The sequence below is a fragment of the Dolichospermum sp. UHCC 0406 genome, assembly GCF_009712025.1.
GTDB lineage: Bacteria > Cyanobacteriota > Cyanobacteriia > Cyanobacteriales > Nostocaceae > Dolichospermum > Dolichospermum lemmermannii.
This window is the reverse complement of record NZ_VILA01000002.1, coordinates 460,812-477,545: the sequence shown is the minus strand read 5'-3', so window position 1 is coordinate 477,545 and position 16,734 is coordinate 460,812. Positions and strand designations below refer to the sequence as shown.

Here is a 16,734-nt window from a genome sequence, read left to right as displayed (position 1 = left end):
CTCTTCTTCAGGCAGCAAGCCTTTCACCTCTCGGCACATTCGGTATTAGCCACCGTTTCCAGTGGTTGTCCCCAACCTGAAGGTAGATTCTTACGCGTTACTCACCCGTCCGCCACTAAATCCCGAAAGATTCCGTTCGACTTGCATGTGTTAAGCATACCGCCAGCGTTCATCCTGAGCCAGGATCAAACTCTCCATTTTGGTTCGTCTGTAGCTCTTTCTTAACCGTTTTTACAACCACGGTCAGGTTATTTTCTTTTTCTGACGCAGGGTACTTGTTGTATTCTGGCTTTCAAACTATAATATTTTCAAGGTTCGGTGCGACTTTGGCGTGGCGTTTTTCTCGCTTCGCTTCAGGCACTTATTTAATATATCGAACCTGCTTTGGTTTGTCAACTACTTTTTCAAACTATTTTGGAATTTGTTTTTTCGTTCTGTCTGAAATCCTTGTGAGGCAAGGGTTGTGAGTGTTAAAATCCTGAATTTTCTGCCCTGTTAGTGGTGTTTTTGATTGGGCTGAGTTGGTGGAGTTCCACGTCTGGGGTTTTTCGATTCATTAGAGAAGGGGTAGAAACAGCTTGATAATTTCTACCCATAACTAGCCTTATGTTACTGTTTGTCCAAGTCTTCAATAAGTTGATCAACAAATTCCCTTAACCGTTGCTGCTGTGTTAGGGACGGTTTTAATTTTTTCTCAACACCTTAAACTGCAAAGGTGATTTATCGTACGCTACCTGATTTTGTGGTTTAAATTTAATCCGAGGCATTGCCAAATCCTAATATGTCTGATATACTAGATATCATAGCACAACATTGAAGGTCGAGTCAATGCTTTTATCATTCAAAACTGCACTAATTCCAAATAACCGACAGATTACAGCTTTTCGCAAGGCTTCTGGAGTCGCTAGACACGCTTACAACTGGGCAAATGCTCAAATCAAGGATATTTTAGCTGCTCAAAAAGAAGGCGAAAAACTTAAATTACCATCAGCGATTGACTTGCATAAAAAGTTAGTTGCTGAGGTAAAATCTGAGCATATTTGGTATTACGAAGTTAATAAAAATATCCCTCAGAAGGCGTTAGCTGATTTACGCCAGGCTTGGGATAGGTGTTTTGTAAAAAACATCAAAACAACCACGATTCAAGAAAAAAGGACAACACGATTCTTTCTATTTAGAATCAGGAACTAAGGCGAAACCAGCGATTAAAAATGATGGTAAAAGAATTAAATTACCGTCAATTGGCTGGGTACGTTTAGCAGAACCTTTACCGATTACAGTAACTCATAATTGCGTGATTTCTAGACAGGCTGATAAATGGTTTATTTCTGTTAAATACGAAGTTGAAAAACCTCCTATACTTGCAGACAGACCGACCATTGGTGTTGACATTGGTATCAAAGAATTAGCAGTTTGCAGTAATGGTGAAGTATTCGAGAATCCTAAAGCCTACCGCCATAAGAGTAAACGCATGAAACGTTTACAGCGTAGTGTGAGCAGGAAAATTAAAGGCTCTAATAACCGTAAAAAAGCTGTGAGAAAATTGGCTAAATTACACGCCAAAGTTTCTAATATTCGCCAGGATTCTATTCACAAATTAACCTACTATCTAGCTAAAAACCACAGCATAATTAAGATAGAAGATTTGCACGTTAAGGCATTTTTGAAGAACCACAAATTAGCAGGTGCAATTGCAGATTGTGGGATGTATGAATTTAAAAGGCAATTAGAGTACAAAACTGAGAAATTCGGGAGTGAACTAATCCTTGTGGATAGGTTCTTTCCTAGTTCCCAAATATGCTCTAACTGCGGTAATCATCGTCATAAAATGCCATTAAAAAACCGCGTTTATATTTGTCCTGATTGTGGCTATAAAGCTGACAGGGACTTAAATGCAGCGCGTAATATTGACCGATGGTTTGTGGATATTTTTATCCCTGTAGCGTAGCGGTTCCTTTTAGGAACTACGGTCAGAAACGGTAAGTTCTACCGAGATTGCCTGTGGAGCGGAAAAACCTCTTAGAAGCCATTCTAAGACCGTGATGAAGCAGGAAGTAAACACTAAGGTTATCGCTGTCCAGATGTGTCTAGACTTTGGTGATTTTGGGTAAGTTTTATAGAACGGAAGACAATTATTGATAGTGTTGAGTGGATATAGATATTAGAAGATAATATGAAGAGTTCAGTGGCTGTACTACCACCGTTTTTGGTGCTGGATCAATTGTTGCAAAGTTGGTTGTTGGAAGATATTGGTAGAGGAGATCGCACTACTCAATCTTTATTATCCCCAAATTCCGCGAGAGGACAAGCTAAGTGGATAGCTAAAGCACCTGGGATAATTGCGGGTTTACCAGTTGCGGCTAGGGTGTTTAAGCTTTTAAATAATGAGGTTGATTTTATCAGTTTGACTGATGAGGGTACACCATCTGAACCGGGACAGGTGATAGCAGAAATCAATGGTTCTCTGGATACGCTGTTGATGGGGGAACGGGTGGCGTTGAATTTGGTGATGCGGTTAAGTGGAATTGCGAGTTTGACTAATATATATGTGAAAAAAATAGCTGACTTACCTGCTCAGTTGGTGGATACGCGCAAAACTACTCCAGGGTTGAGGATTTTGGAGAAGTACGCTAGTGCTTTGGGTGGGGCGATGAATCACCGCATGGGTTTGGATGATGCGGTGATGATTAAGGATAATCATATTGTTGCTGCTGGAGGAATTGGGGAGGCTGTTACCCGCATTCGTTCTCATGTTCCTTATCCTCTGACTATTGAGGTGGAAACGGAAAATTTAGCTCAGGTGCGGGAAGCGTTACAGCACAAAGTTGATATTATTATGTTGGATAATATGTCTTTGTCTATGATGAGTGAAGCTGTATTATTGATTCGTGAAGAAGATAGTCGGGTGAAGATTGAGGCTTCGGGAAATGTAACCTTGGAGACTGTTCGCGCTGTGGCGGAAACTGGTGTTGATTATATTTCTACTAGTGCGCCTATTACTCAGTCCAAATGGTTGGATTTGAGTATGAGAATGGTAAACTGTCTGATAGCGTAGCGTGGCGCAAGCCATATCAGGATATCCACCGATTAAAGGATTAACAGGATGAGAAATTTACCAATTACCAATTACCAGGCTCAATTAGATGACTAGCAACTTGAGTTAATAGAGGAACTGGGAAATTCTCTCTACAGCAGTTTCTAAGATTTCTGGTTTTTGTACTAATGCAAAGCGAACGTATCCTTCACCGAATTGACCGAAGCCGACTCCTGGCGAAGCTGCTACACCTGTTTGTTTAACTAATTCGGTGCAGAATTCTATGGAATTATGACTCCATTGTGGGGGTAGTTTTGCCCAAATGTACATTGTGGCTTGGGGTGTGGGAACGTTCCAACCAATACGGTGTAAGGCTTTGATGAAGGTGTCGCGGCGTTGACGAAAAGTATCAACGGCAGATTTTACACCATCTTGGGGTCCGGTGAGGGCAGCGATCGCTCCGTTCAAAATTCCCAAATATTGGTTAAAATCAACGGTGGCTTTGATTTGCTTTAAGGCTTGAATTAATTGCGGATTCCCAATTGCATAACCAATGCGGAAGCCACCCATATTATAAGACTTAGACAGGGTAAAGAATTCAATGGAGACGCTTTTTTCGGGGTCTGCTTGCAATATTGAGGGAACAAGAGATTTTGAAGTTTGGGTTTCTGCTGCGAAAACTAAGTCTACGTAGGGGAAATCGTGAACGAGGACTATATTATGTTGTTGACAAAAGGCTACGGCTTCTTGAAAGAAGGATAACGGGGCGATCGCACTGGTAGGATTATGGGGATAGCTTAATACCATTAACCGCGACTGGGCTAAAATGTTGGCGGGAATATCACTAAAAACTGGTAAAAAATTATTTTCTGGTTTTATTGGCATGGTGTAAATTTGACCACTAGCCAAGTATACTCCCCCGGCATGGGAAGGATAACCAGGATCTAATAATAAAGCAAAATCGCCGGGATTAAGCACGGCTAAAGGCAAATGGGCTGTCCCTTCTTGAGAACCAATCAGGGGTAAAACTTCTGTTTCTGGGTCAACTGGGATACCGAATTTTTGCTCGTACCACTGGGCTGCGGCTTGACGGAAATTTTGAGTACCACGAAATAATAAGTAGCCATGAGTGCTAGGATCATAGAGAGATTGGGCGATCGCTTCTATGACGTGATTCTCGGCTGGTAAATCTGAAGAACCCAAGGACAAATCAATTAATTCTCTTCCAGCAGCCAAAGCAATGGTCTTGGCTGTGTCCATATCCGCAAATACATTAGATTTTAAAGGTTGTAACCGGGTGGCAAATTGCATTTTAATTATTAGTCATTGGTCATTAGTCATGAGTGAGTGATCAGAAACTATGGAGTTTTGATCACTGACGGGTAACTAATTATTATTTAAATGCTGATCTAAAAAACTGAGTAATTTATTTTTACTAATTACTCCTTCAGTAGATTCTAATACTGTTTCTCCTCTTAGTAACCTAAGAGCGGGAAGACCTTCTACCCGATATTCCTTGACAGCGACTGGATTGGGATCAGCTTCTATCTTAACAATTTTTAAGCGATCGCCATAAGTTGTTGCAGCCAAGTTAATCAGTGGTGACATCAATTGACAAGGACCACACCAGGAAGCCCAAAAATAGACCAATACAGGCTGCTCGGCTTTTAATACTTCTGTTTCAAACTCAGCATCAGTGATAGTGATTATACACTTGTTCATTATAATCTCCATTAGGCGGTATTGATCAAAGTTGACACACAGAATAGAGAATACTTTATCCCAATCTGTTCCCACTTCACTATTTATAGCAGGCAGAGGGAAATGTTTATTTCGTTTTACTCAAAAATCAGAAAGTACAAACTATATAGATTTGAAAAATGATTGTGAGACAACAGAGGATTTCTCACCTATGCCTACTTGCTTATAATTGTCAACTAGATAATACTTAAAAAATTCTGTTATTTTATCAGGCAAATATTATTACAGCATATTGCAGGTTAATAAAGGACAAAGCTTAGTGATAAAGCTATATGGCTCTAGGGGTTGAGTAATGCTGTAATGTCAGTATTTATAAAAATATTTTCAATGCTTATTGCAAATAGTTGACAAAAACAGCGATAAAGATTTATGCTATTTTTTGTCATTAACTACGCCAATTTAATACCTTAATCAAAATCACTAGTCGTGAAAACTCTTGACTAGTAAGCTTTTTATTGAGGATAAGTGAGTATTGTCGTGACAAAAGAACCAATAAGCATTTGGAAAAATTATTTTGTTAATGCTAAATAGTGTCAAAATAAGCCTTGGAGAAAATTTACTAATAGCTAAACTACAAGCTTATTCACAATTTTTGGCAACTAAATGCGATTACTTTAATTTATCCGAGAGGAGGATTACTTAAATGATGAAAGAAGAATATACCGACTTAGTCAACACAGAGTTTCCTAGACAGCTAGATATCGCCAAAATCAGCGTTTATGGCTTAAGTATTCTTTCAGCAGCATTGTTTCTTTCTCTGCCTTTTTTTAACATCTTCAATCCTAGTCCGTGGCAAAGATGGATAGGTACAGTACATGGCTTCGGTTCTTTACTATCCACAGTAGTTGCAGTGTATACAGGACATTTAGCCTTTCCCTTGCTGCGGGGAGGGAGTAAAATTTTACCGCAGATGCGGACTTTGACATTTTGGTCAACAGCGATCGCATTTTTAGGTATTGCCACAGGCAACTTAGCATATATGCGCTACCGAGCTAATATAGAATTTGGTGGCGCTCGTGCGTGGTTAATAGAAAATACACCATTAGGACAATACATATTAATGGAATATCACGAATTTACCGTGTTATTTACATTGCCAATAGGTGTAGCTTGTACGTTGATTTTGTGGCAATATGGCGACTCAATTTTAGAAAAAGAAAATCGCCCAGTTTTAACAGCAACTTGTGTGGCTTTAATGGGAATGATGTTTTTTGCAATGGGTGGACTAGTCACCGGACTTAGTATTGCAAAACTTCATACTTTGTAAGTTTTTCAATGTTAACTATTAACCAATAAAAATCAGAAAATGACTAAAGATCTATCACGGGCATCTGAATTTAAAACAGAGCCTATCTATGGCAAAATTTGGAGTTCATTGAAAAGATTTCCTGGTGTTTTAGCTAAAGGAGCAAACAAGCCGCCTGCAACTTCTGGTCCTGCCGCCGCAGCATTAATTAGTGGAGGAATAGGATGTTTTACGATGATGGTGGCACATCATTTATCAGACACATCTAAACAGCGAGAAAAAATACTTAAAGACCTTGGTGGTTGGATACCCGGAAGCCATAATCCTAGTAAACTTTGGGGAAACATTGGCAGCTATGCCGGCAAAGAAACTATGTTGCTGATTGGTTGGCTGGTCAGTTGGGTGATTCTTTACTTTTTGTGGAAAGACAAACAAATTAAATCTAAAACCATCTTTTTCTGGATATTTTTCCTATTTGTTGCGGCTACAGCTATGAGTTGGCATCCCCTGTTTCCATATTTACCTTTGCATTAAAGATTGAGGAATTTAAAAATGCTACAAACGCCAAGAGACGTTCTTGAAAAAAGAATGCACAAGTATGTTTTTGGTTTAGTAGGAGTGTTTCTTTTGTTTGCAATTACCTTACCGATTGCTTGTTTAAGAGTAAAGCAAGATAAAAGACTTATTAACTACAACTTCCATTTAAAGTCTTTAACTTTGGAAGGTAAATTAGTTGAACCCTCTAGTCCATCACAAGAGACTCAGCCACAGAAGCATTAAAAAATGAAAAAACTACAAAAATCAAGAGACCCACCAAGCGGTTTAAACTCTTGATTTGGTAACCACAAGATTTTGTTGTTGGTTTATAATCCGTTAAATATTGTCAAATATCTGGAACATATTTGCATTCATATTTTGACCCCAGAATTTTGCTTCAGTTGAGCGATGGCACTTCGTGCTGGCTAAGGGCGATATCACTTCGCTGATTGCTTGTGGACTGGGTAATATTTTCATGGGCATTTACCATACCAATTTTTAGGAAATTTTCTCAATGATATTCAACGCAAATGACACATCTTCTCTGCTTCCAGGCAGCACCGCCTTTCCAATAGGTAATTTATCCGACCCATTATTACCCCTAAATCCCCCACCCCTCGGCTCTGCTGCCCCTATCTATGGCACAGGGGCGGATGATGTGATCAATGCCGTAAGCAAAGTTGTCGTCTACGCTGGTGATGGCAACAACGTCGTTCTCACGGGCAACTACAGTGATGTGATTTATGCTGGCTCTGGTCGGGACATTATTGATGCAGGCAAAGGCAACAACTTCATTTCTGCGGGAGAAGGAGTAAACCTGATCACCACTGGGTTGGGTAATGATGTCATCTACTCCGGTGCGAGTAGTGATTTTATTGATGGGGGTGCTGGGAATAATGTCATCTTTGCAGGGGAAGGCAACAACCGCATCCTGACGGGTAAAGGCAACGACACAATTTATGCCGGGGCAGGGAACGACACGATCTACTCTGGTAAAGGCAACGACACAATTTATGCCGGGGCAGGCAACAATGTGATCAACGCAGGTACTGGGAATGACTCGGTGTACCTCGGCAGCACCGGCAAAGACAAGCTAATCCTGGAAGGCGGCACAGGTTCCGTCGCTGTGTGGGGGTTCAATACCACGTCCGACAAAGTGCGGTTGGGGGAAAGCTTACTGGGTAAATCCCTCAGCTTTACCAGCAGCAATGGCGACACCTTGGTGTATGCGGGTAATGATCTTCTCGCAACGCTCAAAGGAGTGGCATCTGGATCTCAGGCTTTGGTGGACAACGGACCACTCTACCGTTACGCAGCAACTGATTTGGGTTCTCTCAGTACCAACCCTAATGGTTCAGTTAACGTAGCTTCGATTAACGACTTAGGACAAATCGCCGGACGCTTTGACACAGGCGCAACTTTCACCAATACAAACGCCACCACGGGTGTAGTAAATACTAACAACCTCGTGCGTCAAGGCTTCATCTGGGAAAATGGCGTGCAAACTGCCATAACCAGCACTGGATTGAAAAATGGTCAGTCTGATTTCGGTGCAGCAAATGGCGAAACAGTCACCCTGCTCACCCCCAATGTTAACACCATTAGCGATCGCGGTGTAATCCTGGGAACGGCTGATGAAGTGCGACAACCGAATCCTCTAGCCACGGACCGCGCCCTAGTTTGGGAAAAGAACGGCAGTAGCTACAACCTGACAATCAACGACTTTGGGGGCGTGGAGAGCTACTTCTTGGACATCAACAACAGGAACCTCATCTCTGGTCGTAATATTGAAGCATCAGGTTACGACAACCCGCTTTACTGGGAAAATGGCGTGGTAACTGCCTTGACAGATCTGTCCGTGAGCGGCGACGGCGGCACAGCCCGTGGAGTCAACGGTAATGGTCAAATCGTCGGATATGTGGACAGCGACCGAGTTTTGGATGGATCTGCCAAGAACACCGCCATTGTGTGGAATAAAGATGCCAACGGTGTATATCAACTCACTGATTTAGGCACTTTTGGTGGAGACCAAGCTACCTTGCGAGATATCAACAACGCGGGTCAGATTATTGGTTCTTCAACTAGTGGTAGTGGCAGCACCGCGACTAGTACGCCATTCTTGCTCCAAGCAGATGGTACATTCACTGCGATCGGTAGCTTAGGCGGTAACACTGGTTCTGTTAACGGAATCAATGAATTTGGTCAAGTCGTAGGGGCTTCTCAAATCGCCGCAGCTACAAATCATGCCTATGTTTGGAGCGGCGGTGTGCTGTCTGACTTGAACAACTTGCTGACCACACCGCTTACCTATAACGGTGCGACTGTAACTTTGACAAGTGCCACTAGCGTTAACAACTTCGGACAAATCGTGGCGACTGGAACCTATACTTACGTGGATAACTCAACTGCAACTCCAACCACCAAAACAGGGACTCGATCCTACGTGCTGAATGTTGCTTAGTAGTATTTAGGAAGTCACCAGAATTAAAAGGGGTCTGACTCCCGATGGGAACAGTAAATAGGAAAAACTGTTCCCTAATTTATCAATAATTTAGCAATTACCTTATCATTAACTGTGGTAGCTTAGATGTTACCGTGAAAATTTGGCGATCGCATAGATTATAGATATTGAAATTAAGCCTTTTTCAGATATTTACAATTATCCTTTTGACAGCAGTTTTCATATATATGAAAAATCCCACACAAATCAGATGTGTGGGATTAACTGGATTAAATTATCTGTAAAAACTACAGATTATCCAATTGTTTGCGTAGAGCCTCTAATTCAGCATCAACTGGTTGAGCAGGTTTAGTTGTACTGGTTGGTTGTGCTGGAGTTGCGGTGCTGGGTTGTTCTGGGGTGAGTAGTTTTGGTTCGGGTGCAGGTGCGAGCGATGCTTTCATTGCAGCTAATTCATCATCAACATCACTACCAGATTCCAAACGTGCAAATTGGTTTTCTAAATCTGAACCTACTAATTCTGCGGTAGACTGAGCGCGAGATTCTTGAAGCAACACTTTTTCTTCCATGCGCTCAAAAGCGGACATGGCACTGCTGGTACTCATCCCACTCACCATATTTCCCAATTGTTCTTGGGCTTTGGCCGCAGTAATCCTGGCTTTGAGCATTTCTTTCTTGGTTTTGGCTTCAGAAATTTTGCTCTCTAACTGGATTAAATTCTTTTTGAGACCTTCAACTTGAACAGTTTGCTGATCTAGACTAGTTTTTAAAGCCGTAGCAGTATCAGTGTAAGTTTTCTTCCGCTCTAATGCTTGACGTGCTAGGTTTTCATCACCTTTTTGGAGAGCAAGTTGGGCGTTGCGTTGCCACTTATTAATTTCATTTTGTCCCTCATTATACTGCTTCTCTGTACGTTTTTGGGCAGCGATCGCTTGCGCTACCCCTTGACGCAACTTCACCATGTCCTCTTGCATTTCCAAGAGGGCTTGTTCCAGCATTTTTTCTGGATCTTCGGCTTTACTGACTAAATCGTTGAGGTTAGCACCAACTACTCGTTTAAGGCGATCAAATAATCCCATAAATTTATTTTTCCTTTAGAGGTTTACGCTCTTGGTTAGATAGTTAGCTTTTCTACTATATTAATAGCTACCCATGCCAATGTAGTCTTTCCAGTCTGGATTACTATCTTTTTTTCTATTCTGAATCATGAACCTATCAATTAGCTATATTAACCAAGCAAACTTATTATTCGGGTGTTTTGGGTAAATTATGATCTGGTTGCGGATTTTCTCCTTGATTTAGCATATAAGTTTTCATTGCTGCCAGTTCTGTATCAATATCATGATCAGAATCTAAGGATGCAAATCTTTTTTCTAGATCATCACCACCCAGTGTACTAGCAACTTCTGATTGTGCTTCTATCTGTAAAACTTTTTCCTCCATTCGTTCTAATGCACCTAAACTAGATGTGGCAGAAGCACCAGTTAGCATTTCCTGAAGCCGATAAGAAGCTTCGGCCGAACGTGCGCGAGCGATATACATATCTTTTTTGGTTTTCACTTCAGCCAGTTTTAACTCTAGAGTCCGCATATCTTGCTTTAATTTGGCGACTACATCTTTTTGATGTTGAATTTGACTGGTTAAGGTTGTAGCGGTTTCTTGGTAAAATTTGCGTTTGCTGAGGGCTTCCCGTGCGAGAGACTCATTGCCTTGCTGGAGGGCTAATTGGGCGCGACGATACCATTCTTCACCTTGGGATTCTCCTGCGGCTGCTTGGCGTTCTGTGCGCTTTTGGGTGGCGATCGCTTGAGCTACCCCTTGACGCAATTGTACCAAATTCTCCTGCATTTCCATGAAAGCTTTTTCCAGAATTTTTTCTGGATCTTCTGCATTGCTGACTAAACTATTGAAATTAGCGCGAATCACCCGCAGAATACGGTTAATAACTTCCATGTTGGCTCTACCGAATGAGTATGAATTAGCCAGACTTCGCCCCGCTTCGCTAACACGCAAAGGCGCAAAAGCGCAAAGGTAAGAGTTTTCGGAATTAAAATTAAGTAAATTTCATTCCTGAATTCAGCAATACCAAGGTTTTTTTTATTATGGCTCTTCTAACCGTCCTTTGATCCCTTTTGCTTCTAGTTCTTGCAATTTCCGCTTAATCTCATCCTTGGTTTTCAATGCACCTAAATAAATAAATTTTTGATTGGGTGATAAATAAGCATCAGGAACTACTTGCTTTGCTGCTGTTAAAGCTTTGTCGCCTTGATTATCAGCAATAATATAATAGTAGCCGTTAGTTGACAGTTTCACATCTTCTGTAAGGGGTGATGCGGTGGCTGTAGGCTTTGGTAGAGGTGTGGAAAGAGTAGGAAGAGGGGAAAGAGTGGGTAATGAAGTTATAGGAGTTATAGGAGTTATGGGGGGTTGAATAGCTAGGGGAGTGGGGACGATTTGGGGAGTAGGTTTAATCTTTGGTGTTAAATCTACGATATCTTGAGGATTTCTGATTTGTCGAAATTCTTGGGTAGCTAAATTAGGATATTTGGCTATGGGAGTGATTTTGGGTTCGCTAGTTGGTTGAGAATTATTTTCTATTACTTCAGTATTTACCGCAATTGGTGATGAATTATTGTTTGGTAAGTTACTGAAATTAAATTTAGGCAAAGTTTTGGGATTTAAGACTACATAACCTAAAGTTAAAGTTGCTAACAATAGCAATAGCATTGAACCAATTTCCAGAGGGGATAGCACACTGTCACGGGATTTGGGAGAATTAGGAGTTTGAGTTTGTGGTGCTTCGGCAGTCAAACTCCGTAATAATGCTTCACTAGATTCTAAATAATCATCTAGTTGTTTAGGAGTATCGTTTGTGGTGAGGAGGGTTTGGTTTTCAACAGATTGAATTTTGGTGGGAACTATACTACTGCTAGATTTTTCTAAGTTTGGAGGGGTGGAGGTTTCTTCTATTTCGGAAATAGCAAAGTCTTGGGGAAAATTAATTGCTTCAGTCTCTTTCGTCAACAACGGATTTTCTGGGGGAGTGGCTATGGGAGGAACTGCTGGTAGTTGAATATCTGTTAACAAGGCTGTTTTTTTATTTCTTGTGTAACTTTCTACACTGCTTAATGGTTGTTGTCTGGCGTTTTTGCGTGTCCGTCGGTATCTGGTTAATTCTTGATCTAATTGTACTTCTAAACTAGCCAGTGCTGTAGTCAGAGCAGGGTTTAAGACTGGTGTTTGTGAAGAATCTATAAGAGGATTTTGATTCATTGTTTAAGATGGAGTTAGGGTAGATGATTAAATTAATTTTCAATATAGTAGCGAAAATTGTTTGCCAGTATTCAGCTATTTTACTTAACTTACTGGTTAGAAGTATAGCTGAGAAAATGCTGCTGTTGCCTATTCCCTAACTAGTAAATTCAGGTGTACTGTATTCAATTTGCACAATTTTGACAGGCAAGACTTAGGCGTGAGCGATTTGTAGAATGCTGCCCGTCCTACAATAGTTAAAATAGTAAAACTACTAACAAAATATGTCTTTTAAGTCAATTGATCAGGTTTTAGGGAATATTCAACGTTCACCACAATGGCAAGCACAGGTATTTCCACGGTTGCTGAAGTGTTGGGTGGAAGTTGTGGGGACTGCGGTTGCTGCTCAAACTCGTCCTTTGTCAGTTCAACGTGATGTAGTGTGGGTAGCAACTTCTAGTGCTGCTTGGGCGCAAAATTTGACCTTTGGACGGAAAACTATATTGATGAAATTAAATGATAAGCTGTCCACCTCTTTGGTGGATATTCGTTTTTCGACAGCAGAGTGGAAAAATTCCTCAACGACGGGAACAGAACCAACTGTTTCGGCATCTGAACATCCTAGTTATGTAGTTGATGATTTAACTACTGAGAAGTTAGTTATATCTAGTCTTGACAATGCTTTGGGTGTTTTTGAGAATTGGGCGAAGAAGATGCAAGAGCGATCGCATCATCTCCCTTTATGTCCCCAATGTCAATGTCCCACTCCACCGGGTGAACTAGAACGCTGGGATGTTTGTTCTCTCTGCTGCACTAAGCTGTTAGGGTAGAAAATAAGCCCTGAATTAAAAATATTGAACTATTATAAATCATTGAGTAAAGTAGATGCTAAGGATGAATTTTAAATCCATCTAAAGTCAGGTTTTTCCAAGATGAGCAAATCTAAAATAAAACTTTTAACCTTGATCCCCATTACGTTTCAGACAAAAACAAGTGTGTGAACACTTCAATAATCATTTACAAATATAACAAGAATCTAAAGACATCATAAAGTTTGTTTATCGCTAATAATCGCTAGAACCTATATCCAATAATGAGTTTTCGCCTTTCATGCCTATTTTGATGAAGAAGCAAGATATATAAGTGTGATAACTAGTCCTACGGTATTGAAGATGAAGGCACATGAAACTAATTAAGCGTTTAACATCTACCTGTCGTTATTGTCGTTATTACCAACCACAGGGTCGTCGTGGTGGTATGTGTGAAAAGTTGAGCGCACCAGTTCAAGGGGTTTGGAAGGCCTGTCCTTTCGCCTTAGCAGCTTTTGCACCTGCTTGGGAAACGTTAGAAGAAGCTTGGAGTTTACCAGTAGCCAGACCTATTTTTTCGGCTGCTCAAACTCTTCCGACCGATTTGGATCATCTTACAGTAGCCTCTGTTGAAGATATCCCTACTTCCGCTGCACAAGAAGTAAAAAATCAGAGCGTACTAATTTAACTACCTATTATTACGGTCATCAATTTTCCTTCTACCTTAATAAAATTTGACTGGCAATTTGTTAGATCTTCGGAAATCGCACCTTCCACAACAGGTGCGATTTTGGTATATTTCAAAATCTCAAACTTTGCGCCTTTGCTCCTTTGTGCCTTTGCGCGAAAGATAATTCATACAGCCATTATGCAACGGCGAATAAATTTAAGGCAACCAGGGAAAATCCCGAAAGTTAGGGGGACGTTTTTCTAAAAATGCTTGTTTTCCTTCTGCTCCTTCTTCTGTCATGTAATAAAGGAGAGTAGCGTTACCGGAGAGTTCTTGTAAACCAGCTTGTCCGTCGCAGTCGGCGTTAAATGCTGATTTGAGACAACGAATGGCTATGGGACTTTTTTCTAAGACTTCTTGCGCCCATTTTATGCCTTCTGTTTCTAGTTGTTCTATGGGGACGACTGTATTAACTAAGCCCATTTCTAAGGCTGCTTGGGCGTTATATTGACGACAGAGAAACCAGATTTCTCGCGCTTTTTTTTGCCCTACTATCCGTGCTAAATAACTTGCACCAAAACCACCGTCAAAACTGCCTACTTTGGGGCCTGTTTGCCCAAAAATGGCGTTATCGGCAGCAATGGTTAAATCACAAATTAAATGGAGAACATGACCGCCGCCAATAGCATAACCCGCGACGAGGGCAATAACGACTTTCGGCATGGAACGAATGAGGCGTTGTAAGTCGAGGACGTTTAAACGGGGGATTCCAGCATCATCTACATATCCTGCTTGTCCCCGCACACTTTGATCTCCACCTGAACAAAAGGCGTATTTACCGTCTGTGTGGGGTCCTGCACCAGTAAATAAAACTACGCCAATGGTGGTATCTTCTTTGGCATCCCAAAAGGCTTCGTATAGTTCAAATACGGTTTTGGGACGGAATGCGTTCCGTTTGTGGGGACGGTTGATGGTGATTTTGGCGATACCGTCGGTTTTTTGGTAGATGATGTCTTCGTAGGTTTTGACGGTTTTCCAATCGGTTTCTATCATGGATAATCTGCGATGCTGTGCTTGAGAATTTTATCTGTTTAACACTATCTACCCCTTAATGCAATAGATAATTGTCTTAATCTTTCGCTGACTTCTAAATTAGATTCTTGTGATTTTAAATTGTTTGGTATTTCTGCCAATAAAAGTGGATTTCCTTGTAACCATTCATTCATCGCTACCCCTGTCTAGTGAAATCTTTGCTGGGCAATATTTTCAGGCTTTTATTTCTCTAAATTTTTAATTCCTAAATTTGTTTTAATATCTGCAAAATGTGGGTTAGATGTCAGAATTTGTGTCATAATCAATCCTAAACGCATTCTGAGTACAGGGTGAGTCTAATGATAGGCACGATTATAGACAAGCGTTATCACATTATTCAAAGTCTGGGACAAGGTGGATTTGGGACTACCTTTTTAGCAGAAGACACCAAGCGACCGGGAAATCCTTTTTGTGTTGTTAAGCAGTTTACACCAGCCAGTACAGATCCAGCTACTTTAACAATACTTAAAAGGCTTTTTGACCAAGAAGCAGTAACGTTAGAAATGTTAGGCAAGCATGACCAAATTCCCCAACTTTTAGCCCACATAGAAGAATATCATAAATTTTATATAGTTCAGGAATATATAAAAGGTAATGATTTAAGTGATGAATTAACATTAGGTCAAAAAATGAGTGAATCTGATGTTATTCAACTCCTAATAGAAATTTTAGAAGTATTAGAATTTGTTCATAAATACAAAGTTATTCACCGAGATATTAAACCAGATAATATCCGTCGTCGTCATTTAGATAATAAAATTTTCCTGATTGATTTTGGTGCAGTTAAAGAAGTTCGTACACAGCTAGTTAATAAACAGGGACAAATTACTTCTACTGTAATTATTGGGACTCCTGGTTATATGCCACTTGAACAACAAAGAGGTAAACCACAATTGAGTAGTGATGTTTATGCAGTGGGAATAATTGCTATTCAAGCGCTCACAAGTTTATTACCTGATAAATTAGAAGAAGATGTAAAGACGGGGGAAATTATTTGGCGTAAATATGCAAATGTTAGTCCCAAACTAGCCACAGTTTTAGATAAAATGGTAAGTTATGATTTTCGTAACCGTTACCCTACAGCAAAGGAAGCATTACAAGCAGTTAAAAGCTTAGTGAACAAGCAGAAGATCCCCGACTTCTTAAAGAAGTCGGGGATCTATTATGGACTGCTAGGAATTACAATAGTTATTGGCTTAACTATTTTCTTTATTACTAAAAAATATGATTGGAATGGATATGAAAATTCTCAATATGGAATCACAATCAAATATCCAAAAACATGGGAAAGACAAGATTTAGAAAACCCAATTACAGCCGAAGTTGTGACTTTTATCTCTCCTCAACAAAGTGATAAAGATAATTTTCAAGAAAAGGTGACAATTAGCGTTGATAAGTTTTCTGGTACATTAGATGATTTACAAAAAGCTAGTATTCAGGAAATTAATAATACTGTATCGGGTGCAAAGATTGTTGATAAAAGTGTAACGACTTTGGCAAATAAAGAAGCTAGTAAATTGGTGTTTACGGGTAAAAATGGTAAAGATATTTTAAAGAATATGCAGGTTGTGACTTTAAAAGGTGATCAGGCTTATACAATTACTTATACTGCGAAAATAGATGATTATGATAACTTTGTGGAAACAGCAGAAAAGATGATTAATTCATTGGAAATTAATTAATTGTCTGAATCAGGATATCCAGGATTTGAGGATTTTCAGGATGAAATTAACATTCTTTTCATGTATCCGTATATGTTAATTGTCAGAATCAGGATGTCCAAGATTTGAGGATTTTCAGGATAAAATTAACATTCTCTTCGTGTGTTCCTGTGTGTTATGTTTCGCGCAAAGGAGCAAAGACGCAAAGAAG

General features: G+C 40.2%; 15 protein-coding genes, 1 rRNA gene and 1 pseudogene. 10 read left to right on the top strand and 7 right to left on the bottom strand.

Annotated features, from left to right (window positions below; genetic code table 11):
- A 16S ribosomal RNA gene (locus FJR09_RS04530) occupies nucleotides 1-201 on the bottom strand; the annotation flags it as partial.
- A gap of 627 nt (nucleotides 202-828) precedes the next feature.
- On the opposite strand from FJR09_RS04530, the gene FJR09_RS24955 reads away from it, so the two are divergent.
- The 3 genes and pseudogenes from FJR09_RS24955 (at nucleotide 829) to nadC (ending at nucleotide 3,055) form a co-directional block, all read left to right on the top strand.
- Nucleotides 829-1,191 (top strand): helix-turn-helix domain-containing protein, encoded by a 363-nt coding sequence (locus tag FJR09_RS24955; protein ID WP_235081904.1) that lies wholly within the window; start codon nucleotides 829-831, stop codon nucleotides 1,189-1,191.
- Nucleotides 1,190-1,948 (top strand): annotated as a pseudogene (locus tag FJR09_RS04525) (RNA-guided endonuclease InsQ/TnpB family protein); the annotation flags it as partial. The gene FJR09_RS24955 and the pseudogene FJR09_RS04525, both read left to right, overlap by 2 nt.
- Nucleotides 1,949-2,173: 225 nt before the next feature.
- On the top strand, nucleotides 2,174-3,055 hold the full coding sequence (gene nadC / locus FJR09_RS04520; RefSeq protein ID WP_015081569.1) for a carboxylating nicotinate-nucleotide diphosphorylase: 882 nt from the start codon (nucleotides 2,174-2,176) through the stop codon (nucleotides 3,053-3,055).
- Nucleotides 3,056-3,160: 105 nt separating this feature from the next.
- Here nadC and FJR09_RS04515 read toward each other — a convergent pair whose 3' ends face one another.
- Both FJR09_RS04515 and FJR09_RS04510 read right to left on the bottom strand, forming a co-directional pair.
- A complete protein-coding gene (locus FJR09_RS04515) occupies nucleotides 3,161-4,345 on the bottom strand; it encodes an LL-diaminopimelate aminotransferase (RefSeq protein WP_041458151.1) in 1,185 nt (394 codons plus the stop codon).
- 75 nt (nucleotides 4,346-4,420) lie between these two features.
- Nucleotides 4,421-4,756, bottom strand: a complete 336-nt coding sequence (locus FJR09_RS04510; RefSeq protein ID WP_041458152.1) for a co-chaperone YbbN — start codon at nucleotides 4,754-4,756, stop codon at nucleotides 4,421-4,423.
- A 682-nt stretch (nucleotides 4,757-5,438) separates the two neighbouring features.
- Here FJR09_RS04510 and FJR09_RS04505 point away from each other — a divergent pair.
- The 4 genes from FJR09_RS04505 (at nucleotide 5,439) to FJR09_RS04490 (ending at nucleotide 9,039) form a co-directional block, all read left to right on the top strand.
- Nucleotides 5,439-6,062 (top strand): hypothetical protein, encoded by a 624-nt coding sequence (locus FJR09_RS04505; protein ID WP_015081572.1) that lies wholly within the window; start codon nucleotides 5,439-5,441, stop codon nucleotides 6,060-6,062.
- Between the two features lie 39 nt (nucleotides 6,063-6,101).
- Complete coding sequence (locus FJR09_RS04500) at nucleotides 6,102-6,575, top strand: hypothetical protein (protein WP_015081573.1); 474 nt, start codon at nucleotides 6,102-6,104, stop codon at nucleotides 6,573-6,575.
- Between the two features lie 18 nt (nucleotides 6,576-6,593).
- The gene (locus FJR09_RS04495) at nucleotides 6,594-6,821 is read left to right on the top strand and encodes a hypothetical protein (RefSeq protein WP_015081574.1); all 228 of its coding nucleotides are present in this window, start codon (nucleotides 6,594-6,596) and stop codon (nucleotides 6,819-6,821) included.
- Between the two features lie 271 nt (nucleotides 6,822-7,092).
- Nucleotides 7,093-9,039, top strand: coding sequence for a serralysin-like metalloprotease (locus FJR09_RS04490; protein ID WP_015081575.1), 1,947 nt, complete (start codon nucleotides 7,093-7,095; stop codon nucleotides 9,037-9,039).
- A gap of 287 nt (nucleotides 9,040-9,326) precedes the next feature.
- On the opposite strand, the gene FJR09_RS04485 is transcribed toward FJR09_RS04490, so the two are convergent.
- From FJR09_RS04485 to FJR09_RS04475, 3 genes are all read right to left on the bottom strand, one after another.
- Nucleotides 9,327-10,118 (bottom strand): PspA/IM30 family protein, encoded by a 792-nt coding sequence (locus tag FJR09_RS04485; RefSeq protein WP_015081576.1) that lies wholly within the window; start codon nucleotides 10,116-10,118, stop codon nucleotides 9,327-9,329.
- Between the two features lie 166 nt (nucleotides 10,119-10,284).
- Entirely contained in the window at nucleotides 10,285-10,992 is a 708-nt protein-coding gene (locus FJR09_RS04480) for a PspA/IM30 family protein (RefSeq protein WP_168653250.1), read from the bottom strand.
- A gap of 147 nt (nucleotides 10,993-11,139) precedes the next feature.
- Nucleotides 11,140-12,312: a hypothetical protein gene (locus FJR09_RS04475; RefSeq protein ID WP_168653249.1), complete on the bottom strand. Its 1,173-nt coding sequence runs from the start codon at nucleotides 12,310-12,312 to the stop codon at nucleotides 11,140-11,142.
- A gap of 263 nt (nucleotides 12,313-12,575) precedes the next feature.
- Between FJR09_RS04475 and FJR09_RS04470 the strand changes: the two genes are divergently transcribed.
- Together FJR09_RS04470 and FJR09_RS04465 are read left to right on the top strand one after the other, a co-directional pair.
- A complete protein-coding gene (locus FJR09_RS04470; RefSeq protein WP_015081579.1) occupies nucleotides 12,576-13,121 on the top strand; it encodes a DUF721 domain-containing protein in 546 nt (181 codons plus the stop codon).
- Nucleotides 13,122-13,473: 352 nt separating this feature from the next.
- The gene (locus FJR09_RS04465) at nucleotides 13,474-13,788 is read left to right on the top strand and encodes a hypothetical protein (RefSeq protein ID WP_015081580.1); all 315 of its coding nucleotides are present in this window, start codon (nucleotides 13,474-13,476) and stop codon (nucleotides 13,786-13,788) included.
- A 198-nt stretch (nucleotides 13,789-13,986) separates the two neighbouring features.
- Here the strand turns inward: FJR09_RS04465 and menB are convergent, their stop codons facing one another.
- Nucleotides 13,987-14,823: a 1,4-dihydroxy-2-naphthoyl-CoA synthase gene (gene menB / locus FJR09_RS04460; protein ID WP_015081581.1), complete on the bottom strand. Its 837-nt coding sequence runs from the start codon at nucleotides 14,821-14,823 to the stop codon at nucleotides 13,987-13,989.
- A 338-nt stretch (nucleotides 14,824-15,161) separates the two neighbouring features.
- On the opposite strand from menB, the gene FJR09_RS04455 reads away from it, so the two are divergent.
- Nucleotides 15,162-16,544 carry a serine/threonine-protein kinase gene (locus FJR09_RS04455; RefSeq protein ID WP_168653248.1) on the top strand — a complete coding sequence of 461 codons (1,383 nt, stop codon included), beginning with the start codon at nucleotides 15,162-15,164 and terminating at the stop codon, nucleotides 16,542-16,544.
- Nucleotides 16,545-16,734 lie beyond the last annotated feature (190 nt).